General features: G+C 52.0%; 16 protein-coding genes and 2 pseudogenes. 9 read left to right on the top strand and 9 right to left on the bottom strand.

Annotated features, from left to right (window positions below):
* Nucleotides 1–7 precede the first annotated feature (7 nt).
* The 6 genes and pseudogenes from AC0IYH_RS06430 to AC0IYH_RS06405 all read left to right on the top strand — a co-directional run.
* Nucleotides 8–532 carry a gamma carbonic anhydrase family protein gene (locus AC0IYH_RS06430; protein WP_471833389.1) on the top strand — a complete coding sequence of 175 codons (525 nt, stop codon included), beginning with the start codon at nt 8–10 and terminating at the stop codon, nt 530–532.
* Between the two features lie 65 nt (nt 533–597).
* The gene (locus AC0IYH_RS06425; RefSeq protein WP_471833387.1) at nt 598–1914 is read left to right on the top strand and encodes an MFS transporter; all 1317 of its coding nucleotides are present in this window, start codon (nt 598–600) and stop codon (nt 1912–1914) included.
* Nucleotides 1915–1964: 50 nt separating this feature from the next.
* A complete protein-coding gene (locus tag AC0IYH_RS06420; protein WP_471833385.1) occupies nt 1965–3251 on the top strand; it encodes an OprD family porin in 1287 nt (428 codons plus the stop codon).
* A gap of 237 nt (nt 3252–3488) precedes the next feature.
* Entirely contained in the window at nt 3489–4565 is a 1077-nt protein-coding gene (gene hppD, locus AC0IYH_RS06415) for a 4-hydroxyphenylpyruvate dioxygenase (RefSeq protein WP_471833383.1), read from the top strand.
* Nucleotides 4566–4647: 82 nt separating this feature from the next.
* On the top strand, nt 4648–5964 hold the full coding sequence (hmgA, locus tag AC0IYH_RS06410) for a homogentisate 1,2-dioxygenase (RefSeq protein ID WP_471833381.1): 1317 nt from the start codon (nt 4648–4650) through the stop codon (nt 5962–5964).
* Nucleotides 5961–6127: pseudogene (locus tag AC0IYH_RS06405) on the top strand (fumarylacetoacetase); the annotation flags it as partial. The gene hmgA and the pseudogene AC0IYH_RS06405, both read left to right, overlap by 4 nt.
* Before the next feature lie 155 nt (nt 6128–6282).
* On the opposite strand, the pseudogene AC0IYH_RS06400 reads toward AC0IYH_RS06405, so the two are convergent.
* The 9 genes and pseudogenes from AC0IYH_RS06400 to AC0IYH_RS06360 form a co-directional block, all read right to left on the bottom strand.
* A pseudogene (locus tag AC0IYH_RS06400) lies at nt 6283–6537 on the bottom strand (transposase domain-containing protein); the annotation flags it as partial.
* A 61-nt stretch (nt 6538–6598) separates the two neighbouring features.
* A complete protein-coding gene (gene tnpB, locus AC0IYH_RS06395; RefSeq protein WP_471833380.1) occupies nt 6599–6934 on the bottom strand; it encodes an IS66 family insertion sequence element accessory protein TnpB in 336 nt (111 codons plus the stop codon).
* Entirely contained in the window at nt 6931–7263 is a 333-nt protein-coding gene (gene tnpA, locus AC0IYH_RS06390) for an IS66-like element accessory protein TnpA (protein WP_471833379.1), read from the bottom strand. Before tnpA ends, tnpB begins: the two co-directional genes overlap by 4 nt.
* 11 nt (nt 7264–7274) lie before the next feature.
* The gene (locus AC0IYH_RS06385) at nt 7275–7505 is read right to left on the bottom strand and encodes a transposase (protein ID WP_471833378.1); all 231 of its coding nucleotides are present in this window, start codon (nt 7503–7505) and stop codon (nt 7275–7277) included.
* A 206-nt stretch (nt 7506–7711) separates the two neighbouring features.
* Nucleotides 7712–9106, bottom strand: coding sequence for an APC family permease (locus AC0IYH_RS06380; RefSeq protein WP_471833376.1), 1395 nt, complete (start codon nt 9104–9106; stop codon nt 7712–7714).
* 3 nt (nt 9107–9109) lie between these two features.
* Nucleotides 9110–10822, bottom strand: coding sequence for a gamma-glutamyltransferase (ggt, locus tag AC0IYH_RS06375; RefSeq protein WP_471833374.1), 1713 nt, complete (start codon nt 10820–10822; stop codon nt 9110–9112).
* Between the two features lie 7 nt (nt 10823–10829).
* On the bottom strand, nt 10830–11432 hold the full coding sequence (locus tag AC0IYH_RS06370; RefSeq protein ID WP_471833373.1) for a flavin reductase family protein: 603 nt from the start codon (nt 11430–11432) through the stop codon (nt 10830–10832).
* Between the two features lie 230 nt (nt 11433–11662).
* Nucleotides 11663–12544, bottom strand: coding sequence for a DMT family transporter (locus tag AC0IYH_RS06365; RefSeq protein WP_471833372.1), 882 nt, complete (start codon nt 12542–12544; stop codon nt 11663–11665).
* Nucleotides 12545–12611: 67 nt separating this feature from the next.
* On the bottom strand, nt 12612–13544 hold the full coding sequence (locus tag AC0IYH_RS06360) for a phytanoyl-CoA dioxygenase family protein (protein WP_471833371.1): 933 nt from the start codon (nt 13542–13544) through the stop codon (nt 12612–12614).
* 360 nt (nt 13545–13904) lie between these two features.
* Here AC0IYH_RS06360 and AC0IYH_RS06355 point away from each other — a divergent pair, with 360 nt between their 5' ends.
* The 3 genes from AC0IYH_RS06355 (at nt 13905) to AC0IYH_RS06345 (ending at nt 17794) form a co-directional block, all read left to right on the top strand.
* Nucleotides 13905–14804 (top strand): LysR substrate-binding domain-containing protein, encoded by a 900-nt coding sequence (locus AC0IYH_RS06355; RefSeq protein WP_471833369.1) that lies wholly within the window; start codon nt 13905–13907, stop codon nt 14802–14804.
* A gap of 330 nt (nt 14805–15134) precedes the next feature.
* A complete protein-coding gene (locus AC0IYH_RS06350) occupies nt 15135–16349 on the top strand; it encodes a cytochrome P450 (RefSeq protein WP_471833367.1) in 1215 nt (404 codons plus the stop codon).
* On the top strand, nt 16331–17794 hold the full coding sequence (locus AC0IYH_RS06345) for an aldehyde dehydrogenase family protein (RefSeq protein ID WP_471833365.1): 1464 nt from the start codon (nt 16331–16333) through the stop codon (nt 17792–17794). Before AC0IYH_RS06350 ends, AC0IYH_RS06345 begins: the two co-directional genes overlap by 19 nt.
* Nucleotides 17795–17803 lie beyond the last annotated feature (9 nt).

Below are 17803 nucleotides of genomic sequence, written 5' to 3'. Positions count from 1 at the left end.
CGCTGCAATGGCGATTTATCAGTACGACACGTTCGTTCCTTCCATCCATATCGAAACCTTCGTAGCAGAAGACGCGACCATTATTGGCAACGTCACCCTAGATCAAGGCGTAAGTGTTTGGCCGCAGGCTGTCATACGCGGAGACAACGAAGCGATTCAGATAGGCCAAAACAGCAATGTCCAGGAAGGCGCTGTGCTGCATGCCGATCCTGGTTTTGCGCTGACTGTCGGCACGGGCGTCACCATCGGACATCAAGCCATGTTGCACGGCTGCACTGTGGGTGATGGTGCTCTGATTGGCATTCAAGCCGTTGTGCTCAATGGCGCTGTGATCGGCAAAAACTGTCTGGTGGGTGCCGGTGCAATCGTCACCGAAGGTAAGGTCTTCCCCGACAACTCCCTGATACTTGGCGCGCCCGCAAAGGTTGTGCGTGAGCTTACTCCTGAGGCGATCGCGAGCATGCACGGTAATGCCCGGGATTACGTTGCAAAGGGCCAAGCCTACAAGGGAAAACTGATCCGTCTTAGCTAAGCCCGTTGAGCAGCGCCATCACGGACGTTGCTTATCTCCAATAATTACAACAACGGAGAAACACTATGGTTGCCTTGACTGGCGAGTTGTCGCGTGCGCACAACGAAGCAAACATTAACGAGCTGCTGCTATATCGGCGTGTGGCCTGGCGAATCATGCCGTTGGCTATAATCTGCTTTCTTTTCTCCTATTTCGATCGAATCAACATCAGTTTTGCCAAGACCCAAATGCAGCACGAGCTTGGCCTGACTGACGCTGCTTATGGTCTAGCGGCGAGCATGTTTTTCATCGGTTATGTTTTGTTTGAGGTGCCTAGCAGCATAGGACTCAAGCGTTATGGTGCGCCTGCCTGGATCTGTCGGATCATGGTGTCGTGGGGGCTGGCCACTGCAGCGCTGGTCTTTGCCTACACCCAGTACACGCTCTATTTTCTGCGCTTCCTGATCGGCGTCATGGAGGCCGGTTTCGGCCCCGCAATCCTTTTCTATCTGGCCTGTTGGTTTCCGAAGAAGCATTTGGCGAAAATGAATGGGTTATGGTTCCTGGCAGTGCCATTGGCTGGAGCGGTGGGTGGCCCGGCTGCTGGTATCTTGTTGGGCACCATGGACGGTGTACTGGGGCTTGCTGGCTGGCATTGGTTGTTTTTAATGTCAGGTTTACCGTGCGTGATTCTCGGTGCGTTAGTGCTGTGGAGGCTTGACCGAGATATAGATTCGGCGAAGTGGCTGACTGGCGCTGAAAAAGAGCTGCTTAAAGCGAATCTGGAAAGCGACAAAGCCAAGCAGAAGCCAGTTCTGGGATCGTTGTGGCGGGTACTGCTTACACGTGAAGTTGCGATCATGGCGTTTATCTATTTTGTGATAAAAACCGCAGCCTACGGGCTCAATTTCTGGATGCCGCAGCTGATCAAATCCTCCGGAGTGCAAGATCTGCTGTGGGTGGGCATGCTCTCAGCGATTCCCTATATCGTGGCATGCATCGGCATGATCTACCTCACGCGTCGTTCGGATCGGACTGGCGAGCGCAAGACTTACTTGGTCTGGTGCCTGCTGGCCGCAGCTATCGGTTATCTGCTGGCCTGCCTGTTCTCCGATTCCTCGTGGGCGATGATGTCGGCGCTGGTGCTCGCGACCGCAGGAACCTTCATCGCGATTCCGATTTTCTGGACGATTCCGCAGTCGACATTCTCCGGCCTGGCAATCGCGACAGGCACTGCGGCGATCAATTCAATCGGGCAACTGAGTGGCATGGTCGCGCCGGTGATGGTGGGGAAAATCAACGATGTTACCGGCATCAACTACATGGGGATGCTCGCGATTGCTCCACTAATTCTCATCGCCTGTTTCGTCGTAATGCGTTACGTCAAGAACCCTAAGTCCTGATGACTCGAAACTCAATTTCAGCTCAGACAACAATAAAAAAGGTTCTGTAAATGACCAGCATCACACCACAGCGAGCATCGCTGATGCTCGCCGCGCTTTGCTACGCCTTCAATTCAGCCGCTGAGGCGGACTTTTTCAATGATGGGAAGGGCAGTCTGGAAGTTAGAAACTTCTACTTCATCCGTGACTTTCATGGCGATGCCGCCACGCAATCCAGGCGGGATGAGTGGGCTCAGGGCTTCATGCTTAAGTTGCAGTCCGGCTATACGCCTGGTGTCGTAGGCTTTGGGCTGGATGCAGTGGGCATGTTGGGCTTCAAGCTCGACTCCAGCCCTGATCGTTCAGGTACTGGTTTGCTGCCTCGGGGATCTGACAAACGTGCGGTTGACGACTATTCAAAAGCCGTTGGTACGTTCAAGGCAAAACTGTCGGAAACGGAGCTTCGGGTGGGTGGACTCAGCCCGCAGTTACCTTTGTTGGCATCCAACTACAGCCGTCTGTTTCCTCAGTGGTTCAATGGTGCGCAGTTGGTGAGCAGGGAGCTGGACAAGTTCACCTTTACATTGCTGCAGGTCGACTCTACCAAATTGCGAGATTCGACTGATTTCGAAGACCTGACTGCGATGCCACAGCAAGGTGCTTACTCAGGGACAGTCACCAGTGACCATTTAAACTACGCAGGCGTGGATTACGAGCCTATCAAGAACATAATGCTGAGCCTGCATACCAGCCAGCTCGAGGATCTGTTCCGTCGCGATTTCGCCGGGTTCAAATACAAGGTTGGGATGGGCCCTGGACAGGCGTTTACCGAGTGGCGATATTTCTCCGCGCGTGAAGACGGTCGCGAATTACTCGGCAAAGTCGACAACAGGACGTTGAGCACCAACTTTGGCTATTCCATTCAGGGACATACGTTCAGTGGCGGGTATCAAAAAGTCAAAGGTGATACCGCTTATGCCTATGTGGGCGGTAGTGACACATATCTTTTTAGTGAACAGCAGGTCAGCACATTTGCCTTGGCCAACGAGCGCGCCTGGATGATGCGTTATGACTATGACTTTGCCGCTCTCGGCTTGCCTGGCCTGACATTCAATTTGCGCTACGTAAAAGGTGACCAAGTCGATCCGCAAAATATCAGTAGCGTCAAGGGCCGAGCGTTACGAACTGCAAGCGGAGAAGGGGAGGAGTGGGAGCGCACCACAGACCTAAGCTATGTGGTGCAGTCCGGCACGTTCAAGAACGTTTCGTTGCGTTGGAGAAACGCGACCATGCGCTCTAATTTCGCTGATGCTGCGGACGAAAACCGGATAATCCTAGGGTACACGTTCGCATTCTGAACCGTTCCACTCTGTGCGCTAGGCAGCGGATTGGCGATCACGAACATATACGTAAAATTACATTATGCGTAGTTTAATTACGCATAACAAAGGTGGTCATTACCATGAGAATTCTTGGCTTGCAGTTGATCCACGGAGACTTCCTCGCACGCAGCGTGCGGGGTATTCCATGCTCGCCTCCTGCAAGAAAGTGAGTTTGACGCACCACCTCACTTTTGAATTTGCAGGAGCCAGACTATGACTGATCTTTACGAAAACCCTATGGGCCTGATGGGCTTTGAGTTCATTGAGTTCGCATCACCAACGCCGAATGTGCTGGAGCCGGTATTCGAAACCATGGGCTTCACCAAAGTCGCCTGTCACCGTTCTAAGAATGTTTCGCTGTACCGCCAGGGCGGCATCAACGTCGTCCTCAATAACGAGCCCAACAGTGAGGCGGCGTTCTTTGCTGCTGAGCACGGTCCGTCGGTTTGTGGTATGGCCTTTCGTGTGAGGGACTCACAAAAGGCCTATCGACAAGCACTTGAGTTGGGCGCACAACCGGTCGAGATCACCACTGGCCCTATGGAGTTGCGTCTGCCGGCAATCAAGGGCATTGGCGGGGCACCGCTGTACCTGATTGACCGTTTTGGCGAGGGTACTTCGATTTATGACATTGATTTCGTGTTCATCGAGGGCGTGGATCGTAACCCGGTGGGTGCTGGTCTGCAGTTCATCGATCACCTGACGCATAACGTGTATCGAGGGCGGATGGAGTATTGGGCAAACTTTTACGAGAAGCTGTTCAATTTCCGCGAGATCCGTTACTTCGATATCAAGGGTGAATACACAGGCCTGACGTCTAAAGCCATGACGGCCCCGGACGGCAAGATCCGTATCCCTCTGAACGAGGAGTCATCCAAAGGTGCCGGGCAGATCGAAGAGTTCCTGATGCAATTCAACGGTGAGGGTATCCAGCATGTTGCGTTTTTCACCGATGATCTGATCAAAACATGGGATGCTCTGAAGGCTTTCGGCATGCGTTTCATGACTGCGCCACCCGAAACCTATTACGAGATGCTCCAAGGTAGGCTTCCCAATCATGGCGAACCAGAGCAAGAGTTGCAGCGTCGGGGCATTCTTCTGGATGGAACATCCGAGGACGGCAGTCGGCGACTGTTGCTGCAGATTTTCTCCGAAACTTTAATGGGGCCAGTGTTCTTCGAGTTTATCCAGCGTAAGGGGGACGATGGCTTTGGGGAGGGCAATTTCAAGGCGCTGTTTGAGTCGATCGAGCGCGACCAGATCAAGCGTGGCGTGTTGGTGACGGAATAACGCCCTGTAACTTGATCTCTTTTCCCTTCCCAGACTCCAGAGAACCCGACTTCGTACCGGGTTTCAATGCGCAGAGGTCAATATGCTCGCATCTACCACAGAAAAAAACCTCAAATACCAACACGGCTTTGGCAACGAGTTCTGCAGTGAAGCTCTAGCGGGCGCGCTTCCCGTGGGGCAAAACTCACCGCAGAAACCGCCGCTTGGATTGTATGCCGAGCTTTTTTCAGGCACGGCTTTCACGGTGCCACGTAGCGAATCCCGGCGTACCTGGATGTACCGGATAAAGCCGTCCGCCAACCACCCGCAATACAAACGCCTTTGGCGTCAGATTGTCGGCCAGCAGCAAGGCGAACTGACACCCAACCGGCTACGCTGGAACCCCTTGTCGATTCCGAAAGCGTCGACCGATTTCCTTGATGGACTCGTCGCGTTCGCTTCCACGGCGCCGGTGGATCAGGTATCGGGTGTGTCGGTCTATTTGTATGCAATCAATGCTTCGATGGAGCGCGCGTTTTTCAACGCTGACGGCGAATGGTTGATCGTTCCTCAACAGGGACGACTGCGCATCGTCACAGAACTTGGTCTGCTGGAGATTGAGCCACAAGAGATCGCCGTGTTACCTCGTGGTCTCAAGTTCAGCGTTCACTTACTTGATGCCAGTGCACGCGGATACGTCTGTGAAAACCACGCCAACTCGTTGCGCCTTCCTGATCTTGGGCCAATTGGCAGTAACGGTTTGGCAAACCCTCGGGACTTCCAGGCCCCCGTTGCCCATTTCGAAGACTCTGACTTACCCATGCCCCTTGTGCAGAAGTTCCTGGGGGAGCTTTGGGGTACGCAACTCGACCATTCGCCTTTCGATGTTGTTGCCTGGCACGGCAACAACGTGCCATATAAGTATGATCTACGACGTTTCAATACCATCGGCACCGTTAGCTTTGATCACCCGGATCCATCCATATTCACCGTGCTGACCGCGCCGGGGGCAACGGTCGGGCAGGCGACCGTCGATTTCGTGATCTTCCCGCCACGCTGGATGGTGGCCGAAAACACGTTCAGACCACCTTGGTTCCATCGCAACCTGATGAACGAGTTCATGGGGCTCATCGAGGGTGAATACGATGCCAAAGCCGAGGGTTTCATGCCTGGAGGTGTTTCATTGCACAACTGCATGAGCGCTCATGGGCCTGATAATGTCACGGCTCAGAAAGCGATTGCTGCGGATCTTGCTCCGCACAAGATCGACCACGCCATGGCTTTCATGTTCGAGACCAGCAGCGTACTACGACCATCTCGCTACGCGCTTGAGTCAGCACAACTGCAGGCGGACTACGATGACTGCTGGGCTGGTATGGCCAAGATGTTTTCACCTCAAGATCGGGAGTTAGAGCAATGACCCTCTTTGATAATCGCCGCAGCTGGGTCGCCTCGGCCAACGATCACCCTGACTTCCCTTTGCAGAATCTACCGATGGGATCTTCAGTGTCGGTGAAGGTACTGCACGGGGCGGTGTAGCTATTGGCGACTTGATCTTTGATTCTGGTGCAGCATTGGATGCGCAGCTTGTTGGCGCCTACGCCGAATTGCCCCAGTTGCTGAGATTTCACTGACCCAGTCTGACTCCTCGCGAATCCTTGTCTGTGCTGGATTTTCGAAGATTTGAAGACGGGGCAGTCTTGCCTCGACACGTGGGTCAATTCAGCGTAGGCGTGAACAGCTCTGCTTCAATCGCCGCGATATCGGTATTGATCAGGTCATCAAGCAGGCTGGCCTGCCCGGAATTCATCTCCTCGCTGCGCTTGGCAAACTTCAATCGCTTGAGCTGCGCGATCTCGTGAGTCAGTTTCTCGATCACCGTTTGGTCGCGGTTGATCTGCTTGCCCATGGTGTCGACTTGCGATAGCAACTGGGATGCCAAGGCACGCAGTTGGTCGGAGGACATTTGGTCGAGATTGGGCGAAGAAGTCATGCTGCGGATTTTGCCAGAGCAGGCAGTTCGCGGCGATAGACCGATAAGCGAATGGCAGCCGTTAAAGCAGTGTGATCGCTCCGCCGCAACCCCGCACGTTGCCATGGCAGGCCACTACCAGAGCTTGGAGTTGCTCGGTGTCCAACTGCATTTCAGCTCCATGACGAATGCTTGGCCAGTGGAATTTGCCCTGGTTCAACCGACGAGCAGCCAGCCAGACACCGAAGCCGTCATGTACCAGAACTTTCATGCGAGTCGCGCGGCGGTTGGCAAATCGATAAGCACAGTGCGGCTTCGCCGCACCGAACACCGCAATCACCCTGGCCAGCGCGGTTTCGGTGCCCGCTCGCATGTCCATCGGCTCAGTAGCGAGCCAGATGAAGTCGATGCGGATCATCGCAGCAGGTCTCGAAGAAAGGTCGCGCAAGCAGCAGCATTTTCAGTTGGCCAGTTCACTTTGACGGTGCCGCGCGGGTGCTGGATCTCGACGTAGATATTCGACGATGTAGCTTGCGAACTTACTCCGCCCAACTGCATGGGTAACGGAATAAATGCAGGTTGCAGCGCCATGCTTTTCTGCGCGTGCACCCGAATCCATTTGTGGACGAGGTTTGCGTTGAGGCCATGGCCGAGTGCGATGTTGGCAATAGAAGCGCCGGGGTGGGCACACTCGTGAATGACCTGGGCCTTGAAGGATTTTGAATAGGAACGGCGTGTTGGTTGCATGAAATACCCGCTTAAAAGGCTAAAACTGGTGCCCACTTAAATTTAAGTGCACACCTTGTCTTGGCTTTGCGGGGCTGGGTAGATGACTTGGCCGGACGCATGCTCCGAAGCCACTTATGGACGAGGTTCGCGTTGAGGCTGTGGCTCAGCGCGACATTGGCAATCGAGGCCCCGGGCTGTGAGCACTTGTGTATGACTTGGGCTTTGAAGGATTTGGAATAGGAACGGCGCGTTGGCTGCATGGAATATCTGCTTAAAAAGGCTAGACGAGGTGTCCACTTAAATTGAAGTGTGCACCATGTCTTGGCTTAGCAGAGCGGGCTAGATGCCTTTGCCGGGCGTATACGCTTCTCGATTCGATCTGAATACTCAACGGTTCAAAACAAGGTCAGTTGGTTTAGCCATATCATAAAATCTTATGCGGCTCGGAGCAAAGAATGCAGTGTGTCTAAAAGTCCTGCATGTGCTGATATTGAATTTTTCGAAGCACCCAGAGAGTGGAGGGTATAGCGACACCAAAGGCCCCCCAAGGCACCCAGGCAACAGCAGACCCGTCAAAGGGAGCTGAGAAGGTATTCACTAACATGAATAGCATAACTAGAAAGCCTAAGGCGCTGCATATCATCACTGAAGCGTCTGGTTCACTACGGGTTGTGAGTTCTTGTTGTATAGCGGCCAAGCAAATCATTGCGTAGGGGACAAGCCAGAATGTTACAACTGCTGAGCCATAAATGGCGCCCAGATCAACGGGGGAGACCGTGGTAGCCACCATTGGAACAACGAGAGCAACCGATACGCCGGCGCTGACAGTTATCGCGGCTCGACGTGGCGTAGTGGAAGATCCATGAGTAACACCCAGCCAGCGTGGCAAAAAACCTTCCTTGCCGGCGGTCGAGTAAATCCGGGAGGCAAATGTCATCACAGCAATGGTGGCTGAGAAGCCAGTTAGAACCAAAAGCACATCGGCTGGCAACTTCATCCAAGGCACACCTGCTAGATCGGCAAGTAACGCTACGGGCGAAGCGCCTTGAGCGAGTGCCGCTTGGCTTTGTAGCAGTAGCGGTGCCTCCAAAAATGTTGCGATGACACCTGCACCCCCGACTACAAACAGTAAGATATACAGCAGTCGAGGAATGTTCCGCTTCGGATTATCTGTCTCTGAGGCCAAAGTAGAGAGGCCTTCGAAAGCGATAAGGAAGGCTAGGGTAGCAACAGCACCTTGCACCACGCCTTCGAGAGTTATACCTTGCAAGCCTAACTGCATCGCAAAATTGGGACTGTTTTTCATCGCGGCCATTGCGATAATGCAGGCGATGGGGGGAATAGACAGGACGGCGAGCCCGATAGAGATTTTGACGGACGCCTCAATGCCTTTGCACGTAAAAAAACAACTTCCGGCGATAATTAAGAGTGCAGAGAGGATTTTCAATAGTAGTGAGGAACTGATATCGATACCCACATCATTCATGGCACCAATCATAAATATCTGAGTGGCTGCAGTGATGGAGGCAGCCATAGCCAGATAACCACACAGCTGAAAGCCGGCGACTAAAGATTTTCCCCAGTCGCCGAAAGCAAAGTATACGTAAGACATCAAGGATCCACTGACGACGTGTCGTTTGGCAAACGCACTCACGGCAACAGCAATCAGAAGCATCCCCACAAGGCCAAGAAGCTGAGCATAGGTCGCTCCTTGGCCTGCGGTTTGGACTGCGTAGGCAGGACTGAGCCCAATCGTTAATGCGACTGACATGAAAGAGAACCCGATCACAGCAACTTTCCAAATTGGTAAGTGATTAGGTGCCGTTTCTGATTGCTTGATTGCAACGTTATCATTAGACATGCGCTAGACTCCAGCAGGGTTCGTAGGAACTGTATGATCTGGCCAAAAACGTACGTCGGGTCTCGCCAAACCACCACCAATAGCAATCACTGTGCCGTCAGCGCGCCAGCACGCAGCACCCGTGGTTGTTCCGTCTTCATTAAAGGCAATACCATTCATTCCACCCGCCACATGCGGTACAAGTTTGATGTCATGACCTTTTAACTGCAGGGAACGTATAACTCGCTGGGGGACGGTATCTTCGATTTCCACTTGGCGCCCCTCAGTGAAAACTCGGGGGGCTTCAATAGCCTCTTGAAGGCTCATTCCATGATCGATCAAATTAACAGCAGTTTGGAGTACACTCGGAAAAATCCTTTTCCCTCCGGGCAGGCCTAAAGCGAAGCGTACTGCCCCACTATGCTCCAGGAAAGTTGGACTCATTGATGTGGTCACACGTTTCCCTGCCTGAAGAGACTGGGTGCGTCCTGGTACCGGATCAAAAGTCGCTATGTAATTGTTAGGAATCATCCCTGTTTCTGGAATCATCAAACGAGCACCAAATAGCGAACTTATCGTCTGTGTGCTGCTAATTACATTGCCAAATTCATCCGAGATCGTAATATGGGTGGTGTTAGGCCCGCCGGAGGCCATTACTTGACTTGTCCACGTGTGTGCTTGATGTGAATCGATTTGCTGGCGTCTTAGCGCTCCATACGCCTTTGAAATTAACTGTTTAACGGGAACAGAGTGGAAATCTGGATCGGCGGTCACTTCAGCCCTGTCGGCAAACGCAATTTTCATACTTTCTAAAAGTAAATGAAGCGTTTGCGGTGTACCAAAACCCATTGACTTAAGGTCATACCCTTCCAGTATATTTAACATTTGAAGGATGTGCACACCCGCCGCGGAGGGCGGGGGGGCTGATGACACGGTCCATTCTCGATAGGTTCCTACCGCCGGTTCAAGTTCTTTTACACGATAGTTTAATAAATCAGTTAGCGATAAATGGCCGCCTTCTGCGCTTAGTCTAGCCACCAAAGCTTTTCCCAGAGGTCCATTATTAAGCGCACTCACTCCATTCTGAGCGATCAGTTCAAGAGAATCGGCATAGGCTGGATTCTGTAGTCGTTCACCGGCTTTTTTGCCTCTGCCCCCGGGCATGAGCCATCGCGAAATGGCCGGATCGCGTAGCAAATCAGCGGCAACATCGCTAATACAAGTTTCCAGGTAAGGTGTTACGAGAAAACCGCGACGAGCCAGTCGAATTGCCGGCTCCATCACATCTTGCAAGCTAAGCAAACCAAACCTTTCCTGCATTTGACACCACGCTGAGAGCGCGCCAGGCACCGCGACTGACTGGGCGCCCAGAACATTCAAACGATCCGTAACCGTGTAGGTGTCACCTGATAGCGATGGCGCGGGAGTAAATTGGTCGGAAGGCAACCCGGCTGGCACGCAACAGTTTCCGTCGACGACGTTGGTAGAGCCATCAGCGTGGCGTATTAAAGCCATTCCACCACCCAGTAAACCCACCATCATGGGCTCAACGACGGTAAGCGCAAACATCGCAGCGCTCGCGGCATCAAATGCATTGCCACCAGATAACAGCATTTCCGATGCCGCATGTGTCGCCAATGGATGGTTGGTAACCGCTACCCCTTTCGTTCCGCTTGCGGGTTGCTTTTCACACTGAAAGTTTGTTGCTGCTCTCTGATGCCAAAGATGGGGGGCCATAACTCAATTACTTCCCATTCGGTCGGGTGAGATTAAATCGGTGGTCGGCTAAGAAGTAGTCCATGTACCCGCCGCGTCCTATAGCGCCCAGCGCTAATGTGTTGACAATACCGTCAGAGATCAACTCATCAGCGATGTAGATAGCCACGACTTCACCGATAACCATGTGGTGGCTACCACCGCCAGACTCTGTTGGCGCAAGATCAATCGTTTTGACGTACCTGCACTCTAATGCCGCAGGTGCCCCGAGTACACGCGGAGGTCTAACACTGTGCGACGGTGCAGGTGTCAAGCCAGCAAGCTCCCATTCGCTTTCATGAGGTAGCAGGGCAGCCGAGGTAGCGACGACTTGATGACGCTGTTCGTAGCTTGCTAGAGAACACACGAACTCACCTGTGGCCTCAGCGTTCAAAAGCGAATCTTTTTTTCGCGCTGACGAAAACATGACCATGTGTGGCGACTCGGACACAATATTGAAAAAAGAGTAGGGCGCCAGATTCAAGTGACCGTCCCTTGAGACAGTGCTTATCCATCCAATGGGTCGCGGAGCAACCAACGCTTTGAAAGGGTCGTGACGCAATCCGTGGCCGTGCTGAAGTATGTATTCCATGATGACTCCTAAAAATCTATTGAGGTTCACGATTCAATGGAATCAGGCGTTCGGTGCGCTAACGCAGGAACGCTGAGGCAATAACATGACCCTCTGAAAGTATTGTTTCCCCGTTGACCGACACGCTTTGCTGAGTGAGCACTGCATCAGGATGGTTCTCACCTCCACCTGTGTGGTATGACATTGAATATCTCGCCCAAGGGGTTAAGTACGGTGCGTGAACGAAGACCTCACGGTATAACCGACGGCACGGTGTCTGCCTTCTTTGCTTGATTCAGACGCAGCACGGAGAGGGCAGACACTACAATGACCAGGATCCCCAGCATGGCCAACGGACTGACCACATAACCCCAGATGACGAAGCCAAAAAAAGTGGACCATACGATCACGGTATACCTAAAAGGAGTTATAACCATTATGTCACCCAACCGAAAACCTTGGATGGTAGTAAATCCAGCGATGCTGAAGCTGAGTGCGGCAGTGATCAGTAATAGCCACTGATGCTCGCTGGGTTCCACCCACTGATCACCCAACGATGACGCATAACCAAACAGACCCATGCAAAACACGGAAAGTAGTAAAACATGGCTCGACGGGACGCCAGCAGGGAGACGGCTTGTAAAAATGTCGCGTATTACAGTGATAGCGGCGCTCAGCAAAACAAGTACGCCATACTCATTAAATCCTTCCACAGAAGGATTTAAAATAAGTAATACACCTAGAAAGCCCGAGCTCAGCGCGATCCAAATTTGCCAATGTACTGTTCCCCTTCCCAAGCAGGCCGCCACTACGGTGGTCATCAGTGGCGTTGTCAAAAATAACGAAGTCGCTGTCGGCAGCGGGATGTGAGCCAGCGCAACAAAGTACAGATAGCTGGCCAGTCCATCTATGACCGCACGCCCGATCACGATCGGATGCTTCGCGACGCTGGTGAACGTACCTAAATTCATCGCAACTATAGGTAGAAGAAAAATGCAAATCAAGCTGGCACGAAGTGCAAGAGTTTGGCTGGTTGGCATGCCCGATGAAAGTAACTTAACAAACGCTTCTGACAGAGTTGTCAGCGCCATAGCGAGGCAAATCATCAATATGGCGAGACTGTTGCGGCCCAAAATAACTACCTCATGTTGGCGTTCAATTCAGGGGCCGCATGGCGGCCGCCTTTGATACCCTCAGCGTCTAAGGGGTTGTGTCGAGCACTTGAGAGGCATCGCCCACATCAACATGCCACAACAAACTCCTGGGTTTAGGCAGGTTGGTATAATCATTTGGATCTTGGTTGGCGACGAGCGGGCGGTGAAACGAAGTGAACCCGAGCAGTTGTTGCATACGTTTTGGCAAGGTGCGAGCACGGCTAAGCGGTGTGACCAAACTGCTCGCCTCCATGGGTTTGAGCCAACCTTGGCTCAAAATCATGACCATGCCGCGGCGGGGTTTGTCGGAATTATTAGCACCTCCTCCATGGGCGACTTTACCGTCGTAGAACATCGCGCTACCCGCTTTCATTACCGCTGGAGTGGTAGGGTATTTATCGGGGTGTTTCTCCCAATCGCCCCAATTTTCAGCGACTTTATGCGACCCTGGAATGACACGCGTTGCGCCGTTTTCAGCTGTAAAGTCTGTCAGCGCAAACATGCAGCTCGCAATGAGGTGTTGTTTGCCGGAGCCCACTGGCCCTGTGATGATGCTCGGGTAGTCACACTCATCCGCATGGATGTACTGCGCTTTTTCACCTGGCCAGATTTCGATAGCCGTACCGACATGGTATTGGATTTCGCCACTGTCGGAGAAACCGAGCAGTTTCTCACCGTACTCCAGGAATCGCTCACTTAGCGCAAGCTCTACTGCAGCATCGCTGCGGGCGGGAAGACTCTGGATGCGCTTGGTTCTTGTGCCAAGTGCTAAAAGTGCTGCGTCATCGTTTTTATATTTTTCACCAGCTTTCATTTCACCAAACCATTTGTCAAGATCACCGTTTAATCGTGCAAGAAGCGACGGGCTGATGAAGTTTTCTACAATAACTGCACCATCTTCTGCGACAGCGTCGAGTATATGATCTACAGAGGCAGTGGACGGTAGCGTTTTAACGGTTGATGGGGCGTTATTGTTCATTGCGACATTTATCCTATTATTGATTTTCTATCTTTGTAAACACTGTAGGGGTGATGCTACGCATCCTATCTATTGCATGGCAATAGAAGTATTTTGCGACGCCTATGAATTTATTTGATGCGTGGGAATTCGCTACTAAGCGTGTGATTTGGTAACGCTCCCTGACAGTGCGTGCTGCACTTATACAGTGCAGCGTCGAGTGAGAAAGTGCCTGCTAGACGCACGGACTAAACTGACTCCGCTGTTGGCATTGTAATTGCTGTTGCGTTACACAGGATGTGTGGGCTTGGTGGGTGATGACCTTGTATACCCTGCCAAGGAGATCGGGTAAGTGTCATTTGGCTTAGGGGAAGGCGTTCTATGAAAAGGTTGCGTTTACCTTCATTGACAAGTCTCAAAAATTTTGAGGCAGTAGCGCGGCATCTCAGCTTCACCAAGGCTGGGCATGAGCTATGCGTGACCCAAGGGGCGGTGAGCCATCAAGTAAAGCTTTTAGAGGAGGAGCTCCAAACGCCGCTGATGGTTCGTGGGCGTGCCGGGATAGAGCTGACCGGCAACGGTGTGAAACTTTTAGCTGTATTGAGGAGTGCGTTTGAAGATCTGGGTGGGGTGATCCAAGAAATTCGTGATGATGTATCAGTAAATCGTAAGCGTTTGAAGATTCATGTGACCCCGCAATTTTGTCATTATTGGTTTGCGCCGCGTATCACTCAGTTTTCGGCTGAGAACCCTGACATTGAGGTTTACGTAAGTGCGGCGCCTCCTAGCTCGGTCCCGAATATTGACGAAAGTGCTCTTCAAATTGTGTCCGCAGGAGCACAGTTGGACGGTGCGCACTTCACTGATAGGCTGTTCTCTTCCAATCTGGTCCCCTTGTGTAGCCCCCAACTATTAGATGCATATGGTCCGGATGACACCCTCTCCAGAAATACGCTTCTTTGCGAGACGAGTCATGATTGGTGGCCTGATTGGTACGCCTTGCCGGGAAACCAATCTTCCCTGTCCGACAGGCGGCTTCATTTTGATGACCCTGTCGCGATGGTCCGTGTGGCAGCGTCGGGTGCTGGTGCGCTCATGGGGTCCGCTACGCTTTTGAAAGAGTATATTTCCAGCGGTCAACTTGTTGCGCCTTATGATGCTGATCTGTGCGTCGCCAGGGCGTACTATCTCGTTTGCGGTAATGAGCTACTTTCCAGCGATCCTGCTAAAGCGTTTCGAGCCTGGTTGTTAGATGAGATAAGCGCGACCGCTGCAGCCTAGGGCTTTATGTCGAGCAGTTAAAGTTGATGTCGCAGTCTTGTCGAATAATGTGCCCAGGCCCCTGGGCATATTCGTGTTTCCGTAGGTTTTCCATTCGCGCTTTCAAGTAAAAACGTTTTTAGCGTACCTCGTCGATTGTAACAATATGACTCATTGATTTTTCTGTGGATTTTATTGCTGTGTTTCTTTGTCTTTATGAATATATTTTCGAGTAATCGCAATTTTCTTCGCTTCCATGTGCTTACACACCTTGTCTATGATGCTAGTCACGGTAACGCTTACATACATAGGGCGTTACGTTATTAGCCTATGTTACGAGGGTCTAAGTCCATGAATATGGCTCCTGTTCCAAAGCCTGAACACGTCCCGTCGAACAACGTTATTGATGTCAATATTTACTCTTTGCCCGGCAGTGAGTCCGATTTTCACGCAGCGTGGAAAACCCTGCAAACGGAGAATGGGCCAGAGATGCTCTGGACGCCTCAGAATGGCGGGCATTGGATCGCAACACGAGGCGGGCATATCAAGGACATTCTCACGGATCACGTCCGCTTTTCCAATGCAGCCGTGTTCATCCCCAAGGCGGACTCGCAACACTATAATATCTTGCCGTTACAGGCGGATCAGCCTCAGCACACGGAGTATCGCAGGGCAGTTAACCGAGCTGTTTCTTCAAAATACATGCTGGCTATGCAACAACCAGCTAAGGATCTTGCTGCCCAACTCGTTCGTGAAGTTTTGCCTCGCGGACGGTGTGAGTTTATATCGGAAATAGCTGAAACGCTGCCGATCAAGCTTTTTTTAGCATTTGCTGGGCTGCCGCTTGAAGACTTTGAGATGCTTAAGCCTCTAGGTTCCTATCTGGTTCGCAAAGACCAGGATATGAGCGAAGAATCCTTCATGCAGTTAGTGGACGGATATCTGGCCCCTATCGTCCGCAAAAGGATGGAGACACCTGAGGATGACGCATTAAGTCGCGTTTTCTCTGAGCAGGTGTTTGATGCACCCATGACATTTGATATTGCGATGGGGATTGCTCGAGACGTGCTGCTTGCAGGATTGGACACGGTCTCTTCGCACATTGGATTTATTGGATATCACTTGGCGCGTAACCCCCAGCATCGGAAACTCCTAATTGATAATCCAAAGCTGCTGCCTCTGGCAGTAGATGATCTCATGCGCCGATATAATGCGGTAGCGATCGGTCGTGAGGCAGTTGAGGACGTTTCGATTGCGGGTGTAGACGTAAAAAAAGGCGACGTCGTTTGTTTACCTTTACCACTTTATAACCTCGACGATCGTCTTTTTGAAAATCCCATGGAAGCTGTACTCGACCGGCGTGGCGGGGAGCATCTGGCGTTCGGCGCCGGTATACACCGATGCCCAGGAAACTCGCTTGCCCGTATTGAGTTGATGATGTTCGTACAGGAATGGCTCGCTGGAATTCCTGAGTTTAGTCTCGACCCCGATTACCCCATCCGCATGAAAGCAGGTGTGGTTGGTGCGTTTCAGGACTTGCATCTTGTTTGGCCAACTTCGAAATAGCCAAATATAAAATGTTGCGAAGGAAAAAACTCGTGAATGAATACAAAATGTTGATCAATGGCAATCTGGTATCGGGTGGAAGTACCGTAGAGGTGGTTAATCCGTCTACGGAAGCCATCATTGCATTAGCGCCCGCGGCATCTGTTGAGCAAGTGCAGAATGCTGTTGAAGCGGCCGCCACAGCTTTTGTAACGTGGGGTAGGACGTCGCTAGCTGAGCGCGCTCAAGTGCTGCAGAACATAGCTGCGATAATTGAAGAAAATAGCGAGGATCTCAGTCGCCTTCTCTGCCAAGAAACGGGCATGCCCATCACTTTTGCTGGCTATGAAGTCAGCGGTCTCGCAACTATATTCCGGTATTTTTCTAGTCTATCAATTGACTCAAAAACAATCGAGGAAAGCACAACGAGAGTCGCCCGCTTGGTGCGCAGACCCCTTGGCGTGGTGGCGGCTATACTGCCTTGGAATTTTCCTTATGGTCAACTCGGTGCAAAAGTAGCGCCTGCGATGTTGGCAGGAAATACTCTGGTTATCAAACCAGCGGGTACCACGCCGCTGGCCACCTTGCGCTTGGGTGAACTTATTGCAAGTGCACTACCCGCTGGTGTGGTAAATATTATTTCCGATAATAATGACCGCGGCGGTATCCTTACTGGCCATCCCAAAGTTAGGAAGGTTTCCTTTACGGGGTCAACCTTGGTCGGCAAGCGCATCATGGCTGGTGCTGCAGACGATCTCAAGCGCGTCACCTTGGAGCTGGGCGGTAACGACGCTGCGATCGTGTTGGAAGATGCCGACCCTGAACAGATTGCAGAGGCCGTTTTCATGAGCGCTTTTTATCACAGCGGACAGATCTGCTGCGGTATCAAGCGTTTGTACGTGCATGACACGTTATATGATGCCGTGGCGCAGAAACTGGCAGAACTTGCCATCGGGGCTTCTGTAGGGGATAGCGATAGTGATGATACGGTATTCGGGCCGCTGCAGAATATAGCTCAGTATAATCGCGTATTGGGTTATTTGGACATTGCCCGACGTGACGGTGTCATCATTGCTGGCGGCCAACCACTTGAAAGGAAAGGCTACTTTATTCCTCCAACGATTGTTCGTGACATCGATGAAACGTCTGCCCTTGTTCAAGAAGAGCAGTTTGGTCCCATACTGCCGATTCTTAGGTTTAGTGATGAGTGCGAAGTGCTCCAGCGAGTGAACACGTCATCCTATGGCCTGGGCGGTTCCGTATGGTCAAGTGATATTGACCGCGCCAAGGAACTTGCTTCACGCTTGGAGGTGGGTAACGCATGGATAAACAAACATGCGGACACGGCCCCTCATATTGTATTTTGTGGTGCCAAGTCCTCTGGCCTTGGTGTGGAAATGGGCGAAGAAGGACTTTTTGAGTTTACTCAAGTTCAAGTTCTCAACGAACCTGGTTTGACCAGCTAGTTGCTAAGA

It is taken from the genome of Pseudomonas sp. AC463, from assembly GCF_979253585.1.
The sequence above is the reverse complement of the archived record's forward strand: the minus strand, read 5'-3'. Positions and strand labels throughout refer to the sequence as shown.